We start from the raw sequence: 14,649 nt of genomic DNA on the forward strand, positions 1-14,649 counted from the left end.
AGTGAGAGGATAGCTACCTTTATTATTAGTCATTTGTTTTTTTGATAATCTCGATATATTCAATATGATGGGGTTCGCCTTGTTTCACGCGGAAAATAAAGCCATCGTAATCGATTTCGTCCCCAACTTCTACTTCATAATTTTGTGTTAAGAACCAGCCGCCGATTGTGTCAACTTCTTCTTCCTCGATTTCAGTACCTAAAATATTATTTACTTCATCAATCAGAAGTTTTGCGTCAACAATGTAGTGACCGTCTTTGATTTTACGGATTTCTGGAATTTCATCAGCATCAAATTCATCGCGAATATCACCAACGATTTCCTCGACAATATCTTCTACCGTAACGAGCCCGGAAGTACCGCCATATTCGTCAAGTAAAATCGCAATATGGGAGCGTTCGCGCTGCATTCGGAAAAGCAATTCTTTAATTGGAATTGTTTCAATCACACGAATAATTGGTTTTACGTAAGGATCAATACTAAAACTTGGATTCGATCCGTGTTCCACATATGCTGACAAAATTTCTTTTAAATTAAGTACACCAATAACGTGGTCCTTATCGCCATCAATAACTGGATAGCGCGTATAACGCTCATTTTGCATAATGTCGGATAATTCGCCGATAGTAGATCCCGTATCAACCGTTACAATCTCCGTTCGCGGAATCATGACTTCTTTCGCCATACGTTCGTCAAAATCAAAAATCTTATTCACATAACGGAATTCTGATTGATTGATTTCACCGCTCTTATAACTTTCGCCAACGATTATTTTTAACTCGTCTTCTGTATGAGCGATTTCATGTTCAGAAGCTGGCTCTAAGCCGAATAAACGCGCGATGAAAACCGCAGAACCATTTAAAATCCAAATGAACGGGAACATCACTTTATAAAAAATATGCAGTGGACGTGCTACCGCAAGAGCAACCGTTTCAGTTTTATCAATCGCAAGTGTTTTCGGTACAAGTTCCCCGACAACCACGTGTAAGAACGTGATAAAAAGAAAGGCTATAGTGAACGAAAGAATCGTAATAGCAGATTGTGGTAGTTCTAGCAAGCTGAATAATGGATGCAATGCAGCTTCAACCGTAGATTCCCCTAACCAACCAAGTCCAAGAGAACTAATCGTTATCCCGAGTTGGCAGGCCGATAAGTAAGCGTTCAAATGATTGTAAATATGTCTAGCAAGAACCGCACGTTTATCTTTCTCTGCAATTAATTGGTCCAAACGGCTCGGTCGCATTTTTACAATCGCAAATTCCGTTGCCACGAAAAACGCCGATATAGCAATAAGTAAAGCTATAATTAAAAATTTAATGGTTAATATCAATAAATCGCCTTGGCAGAAACTGTTTCTGCTAAGGCAAACACCTCCTAATTTAATATAAATAAGCTTATGATAAAACTATCTATATAGAAGAAAAAAACGGCTCTGGAAGAGAACTCCTCCAATGTATTGCTGCATACTTTTCATTCTAGTTAGATAATTTAAGTGAATTAGTTTCTCTGCCCCATCGAATATTCCCTCCCAGCAAATGATACTTTAATCTAAATTATAGTTGACTTTACGATTATTGACAATGAATATTATTCAAAAAAAGGTTCAATATGGACTAACGTAAATGCACCTTCGTATTCATTACGGATTTTTTGTTCAACAATTTCAGTGATTTCATGGCTTTTTACTACATTTAAATCTGGGTCAACTGCGATAGTTGCATCAATCCAAATACGATTTCCATTCATCCGCGCCTTTATATCAATAACTTTTTTGACATCGGGGACAGAAGCGATTAAATCGTGAATTGTTTCTAATTTGGATACATCAAAGCCATCTGTTAGTGTATGAGCTGCATCATAAAAGATTTTGACAGCCGTATAAACAATTAAAACACCAACTAAAAAGGCTGTCACTGAATCGAGCCACGGAACTCCAAGTACTGCTCCGATAATTCCAATGAATGCGCCAAAACTAACAAATGCATCCGAGCGATTATCATAAGCAGCAGCTCGGACCGCCTGACTATCAAGTTTTTTCGCGAGTCTATGATTATATAAATAAATAGCATACATGAATACACCTGAAAAAAGTGCTACAATAGCAGTCAACATGGAAGGTGCAGTGAATTCCTTTTCAATAATATGAACAATAGAACTCCAAATGACTTGAACACCAACTAAAAACATAATAATGGATGCAATTAAGGAACTAATTGTTTCTGTTCGCCGGTGACCATAAGAATGATCGGCGTCAGGTGGAATGCGTGAAATTCTAAGGCCAATAAGAAGAGCAACGGATGCGACTATATCTGTTGTGTTATTTAATCCATCTGCAAGTAATGCATCAGAATTTCCGAAATGACCAGCTGCAATTTTTAAAACGGAAAGAAATAAGTAAGCAAATATACTTAAAAAGGCGGCTTTTTCTGCTTTTTTTAAATCATTATATCCGTCCATAGTATGTATACCCCTTTCTTTTAACATAAAAGTCCCGCCTACGAGTGGCGGGACAACGAAATCTAAGCCTCTATCAATACGTGCTCTAAATTTTTTACAGATAAGGCAATGTTATCACAGACTTCTTGATAACTCGCCCATTTTTTGGGTAACGCTATTTCTTGTTCTGGATCATCAATGTCCCAATAAATAATTTTTTCTTGTATGTTAGCAGGAAATTGTGGTGCAGTTTCATGTGCAGAATCATAAATTGTTACAATGAGATCAGCATCTGCCAGTAGTTCAGAGCTAGGGGAATAAGACAAGCTTTCAGGTGGCTCAATCGCAAACTCATTCAACGCTTCTGCAATAAATGGAGTTGCTTTGGATTTATGCCAAGAACCGCTAATGAATTTGACATTGCTAAGTGAAAGTTTCTTCGCCCAAGCTTCAGCAATGGCACTTCGAATATGCGTTTGTGATAAAAAGTAGATCAGCTTTTGCGTCATATTCCAAATCCTTTCCGGCTTATTAATGAACCCATGTAAAACTTGCTGCCATTACTAGTTGTACACAGTATATAGGCGATTATTATTACCAAAACACTAGTAATGGTAACATTAATATCTACCCTTTTTAAACTACTGGAAACATTAAAATGAAGAAATTGTAAAAAAGAAGTAAATAAATGTGTAGGAAATATGGATTATTACAAAAATATTACAAAAATCGGTCTAAAGTTGGTGGCATAAAATTGTGTTTTAACGTAAAATACGTGTATAACTGTGTTTACAGTTTTCTTTAATACCGTGTAGAAAGATAGGAGAGTTACATGGACAAATTTAAACAACAACTCATTAAATACATTAAATCATTCTTTGGATTTATTGGAAAATGGATTAGCACCTTATGGCGGAAATTTAGACGCTTCTGGAAAAACAAACATATTGGCAAGATTTTTTTACTTGCAGGACTCGTATTTTTATTAAGTTTTATTATTTATCTTGTTGTAGTAGCTAAGTCCGCAGATATAGATGCTTTGAAAAAAGGCTTAGAATCAGCCACGATTGTTTACGATAAAGACGGAGATAAAGCAGGAGAATTGTCATCGACCGACGCAACCTTTGTATCAATTGATAAAATCTCTAAAAATCTCCAAAATGCAGTCGTATCCATTGAAGACCGACGTTTTTATGAACACAAGGGCTTTGACTTAAAAGGAATCGCTCGTGCTGGAGTTAACCTGATTACTAACGGGGGAATTTCAGGTGGTGGTAGTACTATCACACAACAGCTTGCCAAAAATGCCTTGCTAACCCAAGAACAGACCTTTACGCGAAAAGCGAAGGAAATTTTTATGGCTCGAGAGATTGAAAAAACCTACTCCAAAGATGAAATTATGGAAATGTACTTAAACCGCTCTTACTTTGGAAACGGGGAGTGGGGTGTTGAGAACGCTTCTTTGAAATACTTTGGAAAGCCAGCAGCTGATTTAAATATCCCGGAAGCTGCGACTATTGCGGGACTGCTCCAAGCACCGAGCGCCTATGACCCGTATCAACATATTGAAAAGGCAACTAATCGACGGAACATGGTACTTAATGCTATGGTTGAAACCGGCGATATAACCAAAGCAGAAGGTGATAAATATAAAGCGACCAAAATCGTTTTAAATGACCAATCAAAAGATCCACTTGCAAACAAATATCCTTGGTATGTTGATGCAGTTATCAATGAAGCAGTAAATGAAGCTGACATCACTCAAGATGAAATTATGCAAAAAGGCTATAAAATCTATACGGAATTAGATCAAAACTATCAAACCTCTTTAGAAAAAGTGTATAATAACGATTCTTTATTCCCTAGAAATGCGAACGATGGCACGCTTGTCCAATCAGGAGCTGTTCTAATGGATCCAGCAACAGGAGGAATTAGAGCGCTTGTTGGTGGACGAGGAGAGCACGTTTTCCGTGGATTTAACAGAGCTACGCAAATGAAGGCTCAGCCAGGTTCTACGATGAAACCACTCGCTGTCTATACGCCAGCACTTCAATCGGGTTATAATGTCGATTCGATGTTAAAAGATGAAAAAGTAACGTACAAAGGAAACTATACTCCAACCAACGTAGGCGGAATTTATAATGGAGAAGTCCCAATGTACAAAGCGGTGGCAAACTCAATCAATGCGCCAGCGGTCTGGTTGTTAGATCAAATCGGTATTGACAAAGGTGTTAAATCTGTAGAAAAATTTGGCATCGAAGTACCAGAAAAAGACCAAACACTTGGATTAGCGCTCGGTGGTATGAGTAAAGGTGCCTCGCCTGTTGAAATGGCTACTGCCTATGCTACGTTTGCCAATAACGGCGCAAAACCAGAATCGCATATCATTACTAAAATTGTTGATCCATCAGGAAATACCGTTTATGAAAATGTTCCAAAAACAAAACAAATTATCTCAAAAACTGTTTCAACAGAAATGACATCGATGTTACTTGACGTAATCAATACAGGGACTGGTCAGAGTGCAGCAGTTTCCGGTCACGAAATGGCAGGTAAAACTGGTTCGACTCAAGTTCCTTTCAATGATACTAATGGGACAAAAGATCAGTGGTTTGTAGGTTACACGCCTAATTTAGTTGGCGCTGTTTGGATGGGATTTGATAAAACAGACAAAGACCATTACCTCACTACAACAAGCTCTGCCGGGGTATCAAGCCTAGCTCATTATGTAATGAACAGTGGCTTGCGTTACCAAAAATCTGCTGACTTTGATACTAAAAGTGCTGCACAAGAAACTGCTGCGAAAAAACAAGAAGAAGAATCCGACAATAATAGTGGCAGCGACTTCTGGAGTGGCGTAAAAGACAAAGCAGGTGAAGCAGGCGAAACGATTAAAAAAGGCGCCGAGAAAGTAAAAGAATTTGGCGGAAAAGTTTCAGATGGTATTGGAAACTTAATTGATTCTATCGGCAACTAATAAAAAGCACATTTTACTTTATTCTTAGTAAAATGTGCTTTTTTATATTGCTTTAATATTATAACTGTTATACAATGAGTATAACAAATAAATGAGGTGAATACATTGGATAAAACGCAAATAGCATTACTAATTCCCGTAATAATTCTTTATTTAGCCTTACTTTTAACAGCGATTATAGATTTAGCTAAAAATTGGCAAACACGTAAAAACCCTATTATTTGGTTAATTGTCATTATATTTATTAATATCTTTGGTCCAATTGCATATTTTATTTTTGGGCGAAAAGAGGATGAAAGCTAATGAAAAATTTAGAAATCCAAGGACTAAAGAAAAAATATAACGGAAAATGGGTTATTAAAGGAATCGATCTAACTATAAATAATAAAGAATGTGTAGCTTTAATCGGACCAAATGGCGCGGGTAAGTCGACAATGATTAACATGATTGTCCAAATCTTAGCGCAAGACGAGGGTCAAATTAAACTAGATGGCCAAGAAGCAAAGTTAGTGCGTGAGAAAATTGGTTTTTTACCACAATATCCAGAATTTTATGGTTGGATGAGCGCATTAGAATGTCTTCGTTTTATGGGAAAACTGTCTAACATGAAAAAACAAGATTTAGAAGAGCGAATCAAAGAAGTCTTACTACTAGTCGGATTAGCAGATAGTACTCACAAAAAAATTAGCACCTATTCAGGAGGAATGCGGCAACGTCTTGGGATCGCTCAGGCAATTTTACATCGACCGGAATTGCTTGTTTTGGACGAACCGGTATCCGCACTTGATCCAATTGGTCGCCGGGAAATTATCGTGCTTTTAGAAAAACTGAAAAGTGAAATGACAATTTTGTTTTCAACTCATATTTTAAAAGATGCGGAAGAGATTTGTGACCGCATTGCAATTATCAAAAATGGTGAATTAGTTGCGGATAAAACAGTTGAACAGCTTATGCAAGAAGAAAGTTCCCCGGTATTTGATGTTGAATTTATTGGAGATGAGGAAGCCTGGCTAGCGCTTCTTAATCAAAATAAGGATATTGAAAAAATCGAAAAGGCTGGCATGGTTTATCAAGTGTATGCTACAAATAAAAAAGCTGGCTCAGAAGCTATTTTAGAAGCACTATTAAAAACGAAAGGTGAACTGATTCGCGTAGAAAACAGACACCAAAGCCTAGAAGAAATTTTTATGGAGAAGGTGAGACAATGACGCATTTTAGTGCTTTACTCGGAAAAGAATGGTTAGAACAGCGGCGGAGTTTGAAAATCATTTGGATGCCAATTGTCTTTGCACTTCTTGGACTTACACAACCATTAATGCTTTATTTTTTACCAGAAATACTTAAAGCGGTTGGAACTGGCGCAGAAACGGAGCAAGTAGTGGCCTTGATGGGAAATCAATCAGCGCAAGAAGTAATGTCGCAAACACTTGGCTCTCAGTTTGATCAAATTGGAGTTATCATTATGATTGTCGTAGCGATGGCTTGTATTCAAAATGATCGTTCTAGAGGGATGCTTGCTTTTATTATGACTAGACCAGTATCAGCCGTAGAATATGTCCTATCCAAGTGGGTTATGCAGTGTATTGTTGGCTTAAGTTCATTATTCATTGGTTATGTTTTAGCAGCATATTATACGTATTTTTTATTTGGCGATTTAGATATGAATTCTTTGATCGAAGGATTTTTTGTCTACGCACTTTGGTTTGTTTTTGTTATTAGTTTGGTCGTTTTCGCCAGTGCTGTATTTGATAGCAATGCCGTAGTTGCAATGATTAGCGTATTTACAGCCATTCTCTTAGGTGTCATTAGCGGTTTTGGCGGTTGGATACAAATGTTTAATCCTGCTTACTTAAGCAAAAATGCAACCATGCTAATAATGTCAGAAAAAACAATGGACTACTTTATACCAACACTGTTCATTTCAATAGCTTGGATCGCTTTATTAATAATTCTCACCATTGTAATGATTAAAATAAAACCACTTCAAAAAACAGAATAGCGAACATTATTTGTTGGTTTTGCGTAAACATCCGGAATATAATAAAATAGAATAAAAAGGGGTGGCAAAATGGAACGAATTGAACGTGATACACTTGGAGAAATTTCAGTTGATCCAGCTAAGTACTGGGGAGCCCAAACAGAGCGAAGTAGAAGAAACTTTGCTATTGGTGATAATTATATGCCGAAAGAAATTATCTACGCTTTTGCTCAGTTGAAAAAAGCTGCGGCTAAAGTGAATGCCTTAGAAGGAAAGTTATCCGAAGCGAAATCGGTAGCAATCGGAAACGTTTGTGATCAAATCATTCAAGGCGAACTAGATGAACATTTTCCTTTAGTCGTTTGGCAAACGGGAAGCGGAACGCAAAGCAATATGAACGTTAATGAAGTTATTGCGCACGTTGCCAATTTAACTTTAGGTGAGGAAAAAGTTCATCCAAATGATGATGTTAACATGTCGCAAAGCTCGAATGATACATTTCCGACAGCGATGCATATAGCTGCTTATCAAGCTTTAGTAACGAAACTTTTACCAGAGATAACTAAAATGGAAGAAGTTTTAACGACGAAGAAAAATCAATATATGCAGCTCGTTAAAATTGGTAGAACGCATTTGCAAGATGCAACTCCACTCACGCTTGGGCAAGAAATTAGTGGCTGGGAAGCGTGTCTGACAAATAATAAAAACTACCTTGAGTCTAGTATGAAAGCAATTTTACCACTTGCAATTGGCGGGACAGCAGTTGGAACGGGATTAAATGCCTCCAAAGATTTTGGTGATAAAGTTGCAGAAGAACTAAGGAAACAAACTGGGTATCCTTTTACTTCTGATTCTAATAAATATTTCGCTTTAACGAGTCATAGCCCGATTAATTTCGTCCATGGAGCCATTCGCAGCCTTGCTTCTGATTTAATGAAAATTGCTAACGATATTCGTCTACTAGCAAGTGGTCCTCGTAGTGGCATTGGTGAACTAACTCTCCCGGCTAACGAACCAGGCAGCTCCATCATGCCAGGAAAAGTGAACCCTACACAGTGTGAGGCAATTACGATGGTGGCCGCTCAAGTAATGGGAAATGATACAACGATTAATATCGCAGCAAGCCAAGGTAATTTTGAATTAAATGTTTATAAGCCTGTAATTATTTTTAATTTCTTAGAATCTATCACATTACTTTCTGATAGTATGCGCTCCTTCCGAATTCATTGTTTAGAAGGACTAACTGCCAATGAAAGTGTGATTGAAGCTAAAGTAAATGATTCGCTGATGCTTGTTACAGCCTTGAATCCACATATAGGTTACGAAAAAGCTGCCAAAATTGCCAAGTTAGCCTTCGATGAAAATACGACTTTAAAAGAAGCAGCAATTAAAACTGGTTTTGTAACAGAAAAAGAATTCGATTTATGGATAGACCCACTAAAAATGACTAATTTGTAATCTCATACTTTAGAATGAACTTCCCTAGAAACAATTGTTGTCTAGGGATTTTTCACGTATAATAAAACCACTTTTACTAGACAAATATTAGGAGATGCAAAACATGTCAGTATTATTTACGATACTTTTAATGGCAGTGATTGGCGGATTTATTGGGGCGATGACGAATTATATCGCTATCCGAATGCTCTTTCGTCCGTACAAAGCCATTTATCTATTTAATAAACGTTTACCATTTACACCAGGCTTAATTCCAAAAAGGCGCGATGAACTTGCAGAACACATTGGAAAAGTAGTGGTAAGTCATTTACTAACAGAGGATGCCATTCGCGCGAGACTATTGGATGAGAATTTACAAAGAGAAGTAACAGAAACCATTACAAAAATGTTTCATGAAAAAATGAAATTAGAAACAACGCCGAACGAATTACTGCACCATTTAGGATACGAAAATGCAGAAGTTCGCTCTATTTCATGGTTAGAAAGAACGCTAGAAATCGAAATTAGCCGCTTTTTAACAACAAAACAATCAACACAAATGAGCGAGTTAATTCCTTCTATGCTAGAAAACGAACTAACTAAAAAACTCCCTCATGTAACAGAAAGAATAACGAGTAAAATGAGTGTTTTTATAGCGAGTGAAGCAGGCAAAATTCAGATTAAACAAATGCTTCAAAAATTCTTTGAAGAACATGGGAAAATGGGCAGCATGGCGAGAATGTTCATCAATATCGATAGTTTCTCAGAAAAAATTCAACAAGAGGGCTTAAAACTTATTAACCAAGAAGACACTAAAAATATCATCAACCAATTGCTAACAACTGAATGGCATAATTTTGAAGCAAAAGAGCTACAAGAACTTATTCCAACAGAAAAACAAGCACATTTGGCAGGGCAGCTTACTTCAGAAATTATTCAAGCTGTTCCACATGAAAAACTATTTAACCAACCCATTCAAGGCATACTACGCAATTATGAAGCCGCCATTACAGAAAAAATGATTCCTTTTGCAGTAGAGCGAATGCTTGATTTTGTAGCGACTCATAGTGCAGAAATAGTGGAGCGAATGGACTTAGCAAAACTTGTCGAAACACAAATAGCGACTTTTTCATTACCTGAAATCGAAAAACTTGTTGTAGAGATTTCCGGCAGAGAATTAAAAATGATAACCTATTTAGGCGGGATTTTAGGAGGATTTATCGGAATCATTCAAGGAATACTCGCGATGTGGATTTAGTTCTTTTATACTGGAATAACATGCGACTTTTTGTTATAGTGAAACAGAAGTGACAAATACAGATATTTGGAGGATTTATCAATGGCAGTTAATATTTATGATGTAGCACATGATTTAGACAAAGGAATTCGTGAAACACCTGAATTCATCAGCTTACAAGATGCATACCGTGAAGTGAACGAAAATGCGGATGCAAAAGCAAAATTCGAACGTTTCCGTGATGTTCAAGTAACAATCCAAGAAAAACAAATGACTGGTCAAGAAATTGACGACGAAACAGTAAATGTTGCACAACAAGTAGCGCAAGAAGTTCAAGAAAATGAACTAATCGTTAAATTAATGGAAAAAGAGCAAGCAATGAGCACAATTATTAATGATCTAAATCGCATTATTATGACGCCATTACAAGACCTATATAACGTAGCAAACGACTAATTTTCATTAATCGAAGTGGTTCTATTATTTGTTATTTATTTAGCAAATAATAGAACCATTTTTTTATTTGAAATGCTTGTAAGTAAAGAGATAGTAAGGTATAATAAGAACGTATATTCGGTTTTTTAAGGAGGCGAAAGTCATGAAAGAAATCAAATTTTTACACATAGCAGATTTGCATCTGGATAGTCCTTTCATTGGGCTTTCGACATTACCACAACCACTTTTTTCTGCCGTACAAGAAAGCACATTTCAATCGTTGGAACGCATTATAACTGTAGCAATAAAAGAAGCGGTGGAATTTGTATTAATTGCAGGAGATATTTATGATAGTGAGGATCAAAGTGTCCGTGCTCAAGCTCGTTTTTCAAAAGAAATGAAGCGACTAGAGCAAGCTGGGATAAAAGCATTCATTATTCACGGAAATCATGATTTTATAGAGAAACATAAGGAAAAACTTCAATTACCTGGAAATGTCCATGTTTTTTCAGAACAAGTTGAAATGGCTGCCATGGAAACAAAGAATGGAGCAATTGTTCATATTTATGGCTTTAGCTACGGAGAACGTCACATTCGTGCTAGCCGTGTAAACGAATATAATAAACAAGGAGAGGCAGATTTTCATATCGGGCTTTTACATGGTTCTGAACTATCAAGCAGTGAAGACCATGACGTTTACGCACCATTTCGCATTCAGGAAATCACTAAAAAAGGATTTGATTACTGGGCGCTCGGACACATCCATAAACGCCAATTGTTAGCAGAATCACCAAGCGTTTATTACCCGGGAAATATTCAAGGACGGAACCGCAAAGAGTCAGGTGAAAAAGGAGCCAGTATTGTCACATTATCGGCGTCAAATACGACCATTGATTTCATAGCAACCAGCCCTATTATTTGGGAAGAAGTAATCATTACCTTGCCTGAAAATAGCGAACTCAATACTTTTTACCGGGAAATCACAAAACTTTTAGCTACATACCAAGGTCAGAGTAATTCCTTTTTTCTGCATGTTATTGTTCAAATGGCCAATAAACAAAAAATAAATACAACTGACTGGCTACAAATGCTTCAAGAAGAAACAGACTTAACGGGAAGCACCTTTGTTTGGGTTCATAAACTCACAATAGAACTGACAAACCAAAGCGATTTAAAGAACTGGCATGAGCAACATTTAGCGAGTAAAGAAATAACTCAAGCTTTCGAAAAGTTACAAGATGAATCAGCTTTCTATCAAACGGTGGAGGCTCTATATTTTGAAAGTGGTGTGAGTAGATATTTAGACGATTTATCAGAAGAAGATCGGCAGTTAATGTTAGACGCAGCTTTGACAGAACTAGGAACGGTGCTTAAAGAAGTGGAAGGTGATGAGAAATGAGAATAACGTCCATTGATATAGTTGGTTATGGCAAATGGTCCGATGCTCATTTTAATCATATTTCGGATTTTCAAGTTATTTTTGGAGAAAATGAAGCTGGAAAATCGACTATTATGGCTTTTATACATAGTATTTTATTTGGTTTCCCAACTAGACAACAATCTATTCCACGTATGGAACCTAAAAACGGCGGACCTTATGGTGGGAGATTGACGCTCGAGGATACACCTATGGGTAAAGTGATTGTCGAACGTTTAAAAGGAAAAGCTACTGGAGATGTACGTATTTATTACGGAGATGGCCAAGTAGCTGGAGAAGAAAAATTAACGGAAATTATTGGAGAAATCGACCGTAATACGTTTGAATCTATTTTTTCTTTTGATATTCATGGACTACAAAATATTCATCAATGGAAGAAAAAAGAATTTGAGCGATATTTGCTTGCCACAGGTACAACAGGATCAGATGTGCTTTTAAAAACGGCTGAAATATTACAAAAAAAATTGGAAGCTCTTTTTAAACCGAGCGGAAGAAATCCTGCAATCAATCAACAACTCAAAAAAGTAAAAGATAGCCAATTAGCGTTTCAAGAAGCAAAAAAACAAAATGCAAAATATGAGTTGCTTTTGGTTGGAAAAGAGGAAGAAAGAGCAAGACAAACTGAATTACAAGAAGAAAAAACCGCTATTCGTGTCGAACTAGATACACTAAATACTTTGCTAGATTTATGGCCCATTTATCAAGAATGGAAGGCGCTAAGTGAAAAAGCGGTACCTTTAACCGAAGCTACTTTTCCACCAGATGGTATTATCCGTTTGGAACATTTGCAACTAAGAGAAAAAGAATGGCAAAATCAATTAATTCAATTAGAAGAACGCCAAAAAAACTTGATTAACAAAAATAATTTCGAACATACTGCTTTTTTTGCTGAAAACGAAGCAGAAATAACCTATTTAATCGAAACTTATGGCGCCTATAATGAGCGCGAATTACAACAAAAAAGTTTAGAAAAAGAGATCAAGTACTATCAAACGGATGCTAAACAAACACCGATGAAATGGACAAAAGAGCTAGATCAAAAAGTACTTCGAATAAAAGAACTCGAGCAATTAAACAAACAACAACAGCATGATATTCAATTAGAATTAAAGCTTACTCAAGAATCAGAAGAAAAATTGCAACAAAAGATCGATAAAATAGAAACAAATATGTGGGACAATAAAAGATTCCAACAAGAAAAAGAAAAAATAAATTCAAAAGAAAAAACACCCGTAACTAAATCGATTGTAGCTATTGCTATTTTTCTTGCAGCTTTAGTAGTTTTAGTGATTTTCCAATCGATTTGGAGCGTTGCTGTTGTTTTTCTAGCGGCTCTTATATCTGTTTATTTATTAGTTCTTACTAAAACACCCGCGCCTTCTAGCAATCAACAAATTTTAGCGTTTTTAGAACAGCAAAAAATCAGGCAAGAATGGCAACAATTACTGAGCGAAATGGACATTATTGCTTCACAAATAGCACAATTAGAAGAACGACAAAGCAAAATAATCAAATCACAATACGACTATCAATCAAAACTAAACCATTTATTTGATACGTTAGCGATTAACGAACTTCCAGATGAAAACTGGGAGGCTATAGTTCAAACCTACAAAGAACATAGCGAAAAAAATCAATTAGCTGCAGAACTGACATTGAAATTAGAACCATTAGCAGAAAAACAACACTCATACCAGCTCAGATTAGAAAAACTAGATGCACCTATAGAATCGGCTAATATTGAAGAAAAAATATCTTTCTTACGCCAAGGTTTGCTATATTACCGAAATAATTTGACCGAAAACGCCAAACTCGCAGAAAAAATGGAACAAGTTACAATGCAATTAAATTTAGTAAAACAAGATCTACTACTTGTTAAAAAGGAAAAAGCGGACTTATTAGAACAAGCCAAAGTAAATAATGAAGACGAATTCCGTGTAGAAGCAATGCGAGTAAAACAAGAACAGCAATGGCGCGAACGTTTAATTCTACTAGAAGCGCAACTCGAACCAGATAAGCGACTAGCATTAAGTCAGTTTTCAGCGCAAGAAGTCATTAAAGAAAAAGAGCTTCAACTAGAAGAAAAACTGCGCAAAATAGAATTAGAACAAGAAAATATTCATGCCTCATTGGCTGCAAAAAATCATGAGATAGCAACTTTAGAAGAGGGTGGAATGTTTGCTGCACTCATGCAAGACTTCTATTCAGAAAAAAGCAAATTGCAACAAATGACTCGAGAATGGACAGAAACTAAACTAGCACTTCAAATACTTCAAGAAACTATGCGGAGTTTGCAAGAAGGAAAATTACCAAAAACATTAGCTTTAGCAAGTGACTATTTCAACCATTTAACGAATGGGAATTACACAAAAGTGTACTTACAAGAGAACCGGATTCAAGTCGAGAGTAAAGACGTCGTTTCATTTTTCCCAGAAGAATTGAGTCAAGCAACAAAAGAACAACTGTATTTGGCAATCCGTTTTGCCTTAATTGATGTTATTCATAAAGATTTTCCATTACCTATAATTATTGATGATGGTTTTGTTCATTTTGACTCGGCTAGAATGGTGCAAATGATGCAGTTGCTCCAAAAAAGAAAAAGCACAAATCAGGTGATTTTTTTCACATGTCATCAAGAAACTCGCAAATATTTTTCCAGTGAAGACATACGCGTGCTATAATGGTTGGAGAAACTTCTTACTACAGAAAGA

At 36.4% G+C, this 14,649-nt stretch carries 12 protein-coding genes; 9 read left to right on the plus strand and 3 right to left on the minus strand.

Features of this window, described 5'->3' with window-relative positions:
• Positions 1-25: 25 nt before the first annotated feature.
• The 3 genes from OC533_RS11745 to OC533_RS11755 form a co-directional block, all read right to left on the minus strand.
• Positions 26-1,330 (minus strand): hemolysin family protein, encoded by a 1,305-nt coding sequence (locus tag OC533_RS11745; RefSeq protein ID WP_003769865.1) that lies wholly within the window; start codon positions 1,328-1,330, stop codon positions 26-28.
• Positions 1,331-1,587: 257 nt separating this feature from the next.
• Positions 1,588-2,457, minus strand: coding sequence for a cation diffusion facilitator family transporter (locus tag OC533_RS11750; RefSeq protein WP_003768024.1), 870 nt, complete (start codon positions 2,455-2,457; stop codon positions 1,588-1,590).
• 62 nt (positions 2,458-2,519) lie between these two features.
• A complete protein-coding gene (locus OC533_RS11755; RefSeq protein ID WP_003768022.1) occupies positions 2,520-2,945 on the minus strand; it encodes a low molecular weight phosphatase family protein in 426 nt (141 codons plus the stop codon).
• 323 nt (positions 2,946-3,268) lie between these two features.
• Here OC533_RS11755 and OC533_RS11760 point away from each other — a divergent pair, with 323 nt between their 5' ends.
• The 9 genes from OC533_RS11760 (at position 3,269) to OC533_RS11800 (ending at position 14,619) form a co-directional block, all read left to right on the plus strand.
• Positions 3,269-5,413 (plus strand): penicillin-binding protein 1A, encoded by a 2,145-nt coding sequence (locus tag OC533_RS11760; protein ID WP_003769860.1) that lies wholly within the window; start codon positions 3,269-3,271, stop codon positions 5,411-5,413.
• 105 nt (positions 5,414-5,518) lie between these two features.
• Positions 5,519-5,716, plus strand: coding sequence for a PLDc N-terminal domain-containing protein (locus OC533_RS11765; RefSeq protein ID WP_003763578.1), 198 nt, complete (start codon positions 5,519-5,521; stop codon positions 5,714-5,716).
• Positions 5,716-6,621, plus strand: coding sequence for an ATP-binding cassette domain-containing protein (locus tag OC533_RS11770; protein ID WP_194323569.1), 906 nt, complete (start codon positions 5,716-5,718; stop codon positions 6,619-6,621). Before OC533_RS11765 ends, OC533_RS11770 begins: the two co-directional genes overlap by 1 nt.
• The gene (locus OC533_RS11775) at positions 6,618-7,412 is read left to right on the plus strand and encodes an ABC transporter permease subunit (protein WP_194323570.1); all 795 of its coding nucleotides are present in this window, start codon (positions 6,618-6,620) and stop codon (positions 7,410-7,412) included. The genes OC533_RS11770 and OC533_RS11775 overlap by 4 nt, the downstream gene beginning before the upstream one ends.
• A 69-nt stretch (positions 7,413-7,481) precedes the next feature.
• Entirely contained in the window at positions 7,482-8,849 is a 1,368-nt protein-coding gene (gene fumC, locus OC533_RS11780) for a class II fumarate hydratase (RefSeq protein WP_194323571.1), read from the plus strand.
• A gap of 103 nt (positions 8,850-8,952) precedes the next feature.
• Positions 8,953-10,086 (plus strand): DUF445 domain-containing protein, encoded by a 1,134-nt coding sequence (locus OC533_RS11785; protein WP_070753819.1) that lies wholly within the window; start codon positions 8,953-8,955, stop codon positions 10,084-10,086.
• 81 nt (positions 10,087-10,167) lie between these two features.
• The gene (locus OC533_RS11790) at positions 10,168-10,521 is read left to right on the plus strand and encodes a YlbF/YmcA family competence regulator (RefSeq protein WP_003763567.1); all 354 of its coding nucleotides are present in this window, start codon (positions 10,168-10,170) and stop codon (positions 10,519-10,521) included.
• Positions 10,522-10,663: 142 nt separating this feature from the next.
• Positions 10,664-11,899 (plus strand): exonuclease SbcCD subunit D, encoded by a 1,236-nt coding sequence (locus OC533_RS11795; RefSeq protein WP_194323572.1) that lies wholly within the window; start codon positions 10,664-10,666, stop codon positions 11,897-11,899.
• The gene (locus OC533_RS11800) at positions 11,896-14,619 is read left to right on the plus strand and encodes an ATP-binding protein (RefSeq protein ID WP_194323573.1); all 2,724 of its coding nucleotides are present in this window, start codon (positions 11,896-11,898) and stop codon (positions 14,617-14,619) included. Before OC533_RS11795 ends, OC533_RS11800 begins: the two co-directional genes overlap by 4 nt.
• The last annotated feature ends 30 nt before the right edge of the window (positions 14,620-14,649 follow it).

The sequence above is a fragment of the Listeria sp. Marseille-Q6474 genome (genome assembly GCF_946902005.1).
GTDB lineage: Bacteria > Bacillota > Bacilli > Lactobacillales > Listeriaceae > Listeria > Listeria innocua.

Bases quoted from the DNA above. Each gene is read 5' to 3' on its own strand.
- fumC (WP_194323571.1), top strand. From the start codon at position 7,482: ATGGAACGAATTGAACGTGATACACTTGGAGAAATTTCAGTTGATCCA.
- OC533_RS11755 (WP_003768022.1), bottom strand. From the start codon at position 2,945: ATGACGCAAAAGCTGATCTACTTTTTATCACAAACGCATATTCGAAGT.
- OC533_RS11800 (WP_194323573.1), top strand. From the start codon at position 11,896: ATGAGAATAACGTCCATTGATATAGTTGGTTATGGCAAATGGTCCGAT.
- OC533_RS11760 (WP_003769860.1), top strand. From the start codon at position 3,269: ATGGACAAATTTAAACAACAACTCATTAAATACATTAAATCATTCTTT.
- OC533_RS11750 (WP_003768024.1), bottom strand. From the start codon at position 2,457: ATGGACGGATATAATGATTTAAAAAAAGCAGAAAAAGCCGCCTTTTTA.
- OC533_RS11770 (WP_194323569.1), top strand. From the start codon at position 5,716: ATGAAAAATTTAGAAATCCAAGGACTAAAGAAAAAATATAACGGAAAA.
- OC533_RS11785 (WP_070753819.1), top strand. From the start codon at position 8,953: ATGTCAGTATTATTTACGATACTTTTAATGGCAGTGATTGGCGGATTT.
- OC533_RS11790 (WP_003763567.1), top strand. From the start codon at position 10,168: ATGGCAGTTAATATTTATGATGTAGCACATGATTTAGACAAAGGAATT.
- OC533_RS11775 (WP_194323570.1), top strand. From the start codon at position 6,618: ATGACGCATTTTAGTGCTTTACTCGGAAAAGAATGGTTAGAACAGCGG.
- OC533_RS11795 (WP_194323572.1), top strand. From the start codon at position 10,664: ATGAAAGAAATCAAATTTTTACACATAGCAGATTTGCATCTGGATAGT.